Annotated in this window: 2 protein-coding genes and 1 pseudogene; all 3 read right to left on the bottom strand. The window is 70.4% G+C overall.

The genetic code is table 11. From position 1 onward, the window contains the following. The coding region (locus tag IEY86_RS35910; RefSeq protein ID WP_189136090.1) for a DUF2637 domain-containing protein at positions 1-509 on the bottom strand (509 nt) is incomplete at its 3' end. Beyond that, positions 506-913, bottom strand: a complete 408-nt coding sequence (locus IEY86_RS35905) for a hypothetical protein (protein WP_308425215.1) — start codon at positions 911-913, stop codon at positions 506-508. The genes IEY86_RS35905 and IEY86_RS35910, both read right to left, overlap by 4 nt. Further along, positions 910-1,089, bottom strand: a pseudogene (locus IEY86_RS37440) (GGDEF domain-containing protein); the annotation flags it as partial. The pseudogene IEY86_RS37440 and the gene IEY86_RS35905, both read right to left, overlap by 4 nt.

The raw sequence follows: 1,089 nt of genomic DNA, 5'->3' as shown, positions 1-1,089 counted from the left end.
GCGTCCTGCGCCTGCTGTACGCCCTGCCGTACGGGCTGGTACGCAACCGGCGTACGGGTCGGCTCGGGCTGTTGCTGTCCGCCGGTGTCGGGGCGGTGGTGGAGGACCTTGGCGACCAGGTCGGAGCCGAAGTAGATCGAGCCGACCGGCAGCGAGGTGGCCAGCAGCACCAGCGCCCACTGCGCCGGCGGCCACTGCGCCATCCGCACCCGCTGCCCGCCATGCAGACCCGGCACCAGACCGTGCACATAGTTCAGCACCAGCGACGCGGCGGTGTACATCGCCAGCACCCGCAGCGCGAACCGCCGGTCCTCCCCCGCCAGGACCAGCGTTGCCACCAGGGCCAGAGCCATCAGCCCGTCCACCACGAACGGGTACAGCAGCGAGGCGGTCGCATCGGCGCCCACGGTCTCGGCGACATCGCGCAGCGCGTTCCACGACACGCGGAAGGCCATGCCGACCACGGCAGCCAGGGCGAGCACCAGCAGCGTTTTCGCGGTCTTGTTCATACCGCCGCTGCCTTCACCGGATCGCCCGTCGCCGCAGGGCGAACCACGGGCGCGAACCCGCGCAGCCGCACCGTCGCCCCCGCGACCTCGGTACTGCCTTCGAGGCGGACGGTCGTGCCGCTGAATCCCTGCTCGTGGTAGGTCACGGTCTCCGCAGCGATGCCCAGCGCCTCCCGCCACGTCTCGAAAGCCGAAAGGTCGTCGTGCAAGGTCAGTTCGAGGCTGTCCGGGTAGATCGGCGACACCTGCACGTCAACGGCGGGCAGGTCCGGGAACTCCGCGGCCAGCGTGCGAAGGGCACGCAGCGGGCCTGCCAGGTCCTTCAAGGTCAGGTCTTTCCAGGGCACGTCGTTCATGCCGCCGCTCCCGTGCTGCTCGCCTGTGGGGCCGGAGTAGTTGCTCATCGGGGGTCTCCCGCCGGAGTGTGGTGGGTACCGTCGCGTCCGGGGCGGCGGCCGTTGACCGTGCCATGGACGGGCGTGATGCCATCAGCGATAAGCCACCCGCCGCCGGTCTGCTTGGCGCCGTACATCACCTCATCCGCACACCGCAGCAGAACGGACAGGTCAGCGGCCGTGCC

It is taken from the genome of Wenjunlia tyrosinilytica, from assembly GCF_014646055.1.
Classification (GTDB): domain Bacteria; phylum Actinomycetota; class Actinomycetes; order Streptomycetales; family Streptomycetaceae; genus Wenjunlia; species Wenjunlia tyrosinilytica.
This window is presented reverse-complemented; position numbering and strand designations above follow the sequence as displayed.

Bases quoted from the DNA above. Each gene is read 5' to 3' on its own strand.
- IEY86_RS35905 (WP_308425215.1), bottom strand. From the start codon at position 913: ATGAGCAACTACTCCGGCCCCACAGGCGAGCAGCACGGGAGCGGCGGC.